Source organism: Mycobacterium sp. (assembly GCF_049281135.1).
Lineage (GTDB): Bacteria > Actinomycetota > Actinomycetes > Mycobacteriales > Mycobacteriaceae > Mycobacterium.
In genome coordinates this window covers 1-3,636 of record NZ_JBAPRN010000357.1, presented here as the reverse complement: position 1 = coordinate 3,636, position 3,636 = coordinate 1, and the positions used below count along the sequence as shown (strand labels likewise).

Genomic DNA, 3,636 nt, shown 5'->3' with positions numbered 1-3,636 from the left:
GTTCCATGAGGTGCCAGGGGTGGCGTTGACGGTGAAGTAGCTTATGCCCAGGTCGTTGCGGAGCCGGTGAATACGCTCGGCGGCTTCGTCGACCGTTCCGTCGAGCAGCGTTGTCCACTGGCGCATTTCGGACTCGCTGGCGTCGGGTGCGACCATCTTCAGCAGTGACAGGTCGCTGGGATCGTCCATGGAGACCTGAAAGAATCCGAATCCCAACTCGATGTTGTCGGCGCGAGCGCCCGCCTGCGCTCTGACGAAAGCGATTCGCTCGGCCAAGTCGGATTCGGTCCCCGTCGACGCGATCGCGACGATGTCGGCCTGTTGCGCAGCCATCGTCAGCAGCTTGTCGCCGACGCCGGCAACCATGATCGGCGGCGGGGTTTGCACCGAGGGCGGTATGTGACCGGGGTCGGACAGCAGTCGACGGATCTCGGTGACGTGCTCGGTGAGTCGGTTCACCCGTTCGCGCGGGCTGGGGAACGGCAGACCCGCGGCATCGAATTCTTCTTCCACGTAGCCAGTGCCCAACGAGATGATGAGCCGCCCTCCCGTTGCGGAGTCCACGCTCGCCAGGTCTCGTGCCAGCAACGCGGGTGAGTAGAACGAAGCGTTGAGCACCAGATTGCTGACCTGGACAGTGGGTGCGGCTTGGGCGATGGCGACCAGCGGCACCAGCGGTGCGGTGAAGCCGAGGTGGTCGGGCAGCAAGATCACCTCGAAGCCGATGGACTCGGCTCGCCGAGCCTGCTCGACCATTTCCGAAACAGGTCCCTGGCCCAGCAAAGCCAGGCCCAGCTTGATGGGGCGAGTCGTCATGACAGTGTCCTTCCGCTAAAAGAGGTCAAGTTCGTCGTACTATTAGTACAGTCAATGTCACAGGAGTCCGATGAATTCCCGTCCGGCGAAAAAAGGTGGATATCAGTCACGGCTGCGCACCGAGCAGGCCGCGGCAACTCGCGAGCTCGTGCTGGACGCGGCGACCCGACTGTTCGTGGAGCGCGGGTACGCGGCGACGTCGATCGATGCGATCGCCGAAGCCGCGGGTGTGGGCCGCTCGACCGTGTTCGCGGCGGCGGGGGGTAAACCCTGGCTGCTCAAAACCGCCTACGACCGCGCGATCGTCGGCGACGACGAGCCGGTTCCGCTGCTGCAGCGCCCGGCGGCGCGCAAGTTGTTTCAGCTGACCGACCCGGCCGAGATCGTCGCCGGGCATGCGCGCATCGTTGCCGAGGCGGCCGAACGGGTCTCAGCCATCTGCGAGGCGATCCACTCCGCGGCCGGGTGTGACCCCGAGGTCGACGACCTCTGGAAAGAAATCGGTCAGCAACGCCTCACTGGCGCCCGGGCTTTCGCAGCATTAATCGACGAGAAGGGCGGCCTGCGAAGGGGTATGGATGTCGATGAGGCGCGCGACATCATCTGGATCTTCAACGACCCCACCCTGCATCACGCTCTTGTCCGCCTACGCGGATGGACTCAAAACCAGTACCAGCGATGGCTGACCGACAACCTCCAACACCAGCTATTGCGGTAGCGCTGGCGCCTCGTTGTTCTCCACCGCCGCAATGACTTTCGCGATCAGCCATTGCACGGCCTGCGCCGCTTCACTCTTGTCGAGGTTCCACGCGCCCACCAACCGCTCGTAGGTGGGCGGGCTCCACAACACGTCGAGCAATCCGGCCAGCGCCCGGCGTTGCGCGTCCGGCAACTGTGGCGCGAGAACGGCGCGATCCAGGGCATCGTGTCGTTTGGCTTCGGCGCCCACGAAAGCCGCTCCGTGTGGCGCGCCGATCGAGTCCTTGATCGCGAACTGCCCCAACGACGCGAAAAGCCGGGCCGTCACCTCGGCGAAGTTGTCCAGCCCGACGTCCTGATAGGCAATGCCGGCCTCGTCTTCCAACCGGCCCATGATCGCGTCGTGCAGATGCCGCTCGGTCGGGAAATGGCGGTACACCGTGCGCTCGCTGACCTCGGCGCGTTCGGCGACAGCGCGGAAGGTCAGCTCATCCCAGTCCCAGGTGGTGAACCCGCGCACCAGTCCGACGCCGGCATCGATGATGCGACCCCGCGTGGCCGCGGCGGCTTTTTGCCGCGCCGGGCTGTTGTAGCTGCGCCGGGACGTTGACAACTCGCTCATAATCGCGTCAGTATACTGACACGGATTCTCCGGAAAGGGCTAATGATGGCCGATGTCGACGGCGTCGTCGGAGCAGCCGTGGCGCAGACCGGTCTCGAGGACTTCGGCGACGACTCGTTCCGCGAAGGACTCGAGTTGTTGCTCGCCTCGCTGCGCGATGAAGCCCGGCTCAACGCGCGCGGTGAGGGCTTCATCTACGCCCGCATCGTCAACGCGTTGTCGCAGCGGCTGCAGGTCGAGGACTGGTATCGCCGTCACCCGGAGATCGACGACCTCGAACTCTTGCCGCCGCTGATCGGATTGGGTCTACCGCGCACCGGTTCGACGGCGTTGTCGGTGCTGCTCGCGCAGGATCCGGCGATCCGATACCTGCGCCGCTGGGAGTCGTCGCAACCCTGCCCGCCGCCGTCGACCGTGACGGGCCCGGATCCGCGGATTCCCATGGACGAGGGCAACACGGTCGGCTCGCGGGCGCACGTGCCGAGCGGCACCCATGCTCCGATGGAGTGTCTGGAGCTGATGACGCTGGACTTCAAATCCCATATCTTTCAGGCGTTTGCGCAGATTCCGTCGTACTCGACGTGGTTGGTGGAAAAGGCCGACCTGACGTCGACCTACGCCTACCAGCGGCGGGTGATGAAGCTGCTGAGCTGGGGCGAGCCGGCGCGGCCATGGCGGTTGAAGTCGCCGTCGCACGTGTTGTGGCTCGATGCGTTGAACGAGGTGTTCCCGGACGCGCGGTTCGTGATGACCCACCGCGATCCGACCGATGTCATCTTGTCGGTGGCCGACCTCTACGCCGACATCGTCGGCGGTTTCACCGATCATCTGGATCGCCGTTACCTCGGCCAACTCAACGTCGAGCACTGGTCGGTCGGCATGCAGCGAGCGCTGCGCTTCCGCGACGGCGAAGCCGATAAGCGCTTCTACGACATCGACTTTCGCGCGATGCAGGCCGATCCGATCGGCTCCGTGAGGGGACTGTACGGCTGGCTGGGCGAACCGGTCAGTGACGAATTCGAATCCCGCATGCGGGATTGGTGGGCCGAGGCGGCCTTGGAACGCGAACCCAGCTCGCACGCCGACCCGATGGCGTTCGGCATCGATCTCGACAAGGTCCGGCCGTTATTCGCCGACTACGTCGCAAGGAGCTTGCATGGCAATTGATTTGACCGGTGGCATCGACCCGGAGCGCGAGCAGGTATTCGCCCAGAAGCCCGACGATCCGGAGATGCGCGACTCGGTGAGCTTCTGGGTCGTCGACGACCACGGCGCAGTGGGACTGCCGCGCATCGGGATTGAGGCCGTCGCGGCGAACTGGGATGCGCACGACGTCCAAGTCAACGTCGCCTTCCCGGACGGGCGGGTGTTCCGGTTGCGCGACAACGGCTCCAGTTGGCCGGTCGACGGGCCCGATGGCCGTCCGACCGTGCTCGGCGCCGGCGGACTGGGATTCCGCTGCATCGAGCCGTTCGATACCTGGACGATGACCTTCGAGG

General features: G+C 65.1%; 4 protein-coding genes and 1 pseudogene. 3 read left to right on the top strand and 2 right to left on the bottom strand.

The annotated features are described in order from the left end of the window. Positions 1-816: TIGR03621 family F420-dependent LLM class oxidoreductase (locus WAN02_RS14375; protein WP_422264874.1), on the bottom strand; the 816-nt coding region annotated here is incomplete at its 3' end. A 70-nt stretch (positions 817-886) separates the two neighbouring features. On the opposite strand from WAN02_RS14375, the gene WAN02_RS14370 reads away from it, so the two are divergent. Continuing rightward, a complete protein-coding gene (locus WAN02_RS14370) occupies positions 887-1,534 on the top strand; it encodes a TetR/AcrR family transcriptional regulator (RefSeq protein ID WP_422264873.1) in 648 nt (215 codons plus the stop codon). Here WAN02_RS14370 and WAN02_RS14365 read toward each other — a convergent pair. After that, entirely contained in the window at positions 1,523-2,137 is a 615-nt protein-coding gene (locus WAN02_RS14365; RefSeq protein ID WP_422264872.1) for a TetR/AcrR family transcriptional regulator, read from the bottom strand. The two genes, WAN02_RS14370 and WAN02_RS14365, sit on opposite strands and share 12 nt — an antisense overlap. A 45-nt stretch (positions 2,138-2,182) precedes the next feature. Between WAN02_RS14365 and WAN02_RS14360 the strand changes: the two genes are divergently transcribed. Continuing rightward, positions 2,183-3,304 (top strand): sulfotransferase family protein, encoded by a 1,122-nt coding sequence (locus WAN02_RS14360; protein WP_422264870.1) that lies wholly within the window; start codon positions 2,183-2,185, stop codon positions 3,302-3,304. Next, positions 3,294-3,636 (top strand): annotated as a pseudogene (locus tag WAN02_RS14355) (hypothetical protein); the annotation flags it as partial. The gene WAN02_RS14360 and the pseudogene WAN02_RS14355, both read left to right, overlap by 11 nt.

What these genes read in the sequence shown, in the direction of transcription:
- WAN02_RS14370 (WP_422264873.1), top strand. Translation starts at nt 887, where the DNA reads ATGAATTCCCGTCCGGCGAAAAAAGGTGGATATCAGTCACGGCTGCGC.
- WAN02_RS14365 (WP_422264872.1), bottom strand. Translation starts at nt 2,137, where the DNA reads ATGAGCGAGTTGTCAACGTCCCGGCGCAGCTACAACAGCCCGGCGCGG.
- WAN02_RS14360 (WP_422264870.1), top strand. Translation starts at nt 2,183, where the DNA reads ATGGCCGATGTCGACGGCGTCGTCGGAGCAGCCGTGGCGCAGACCGGT.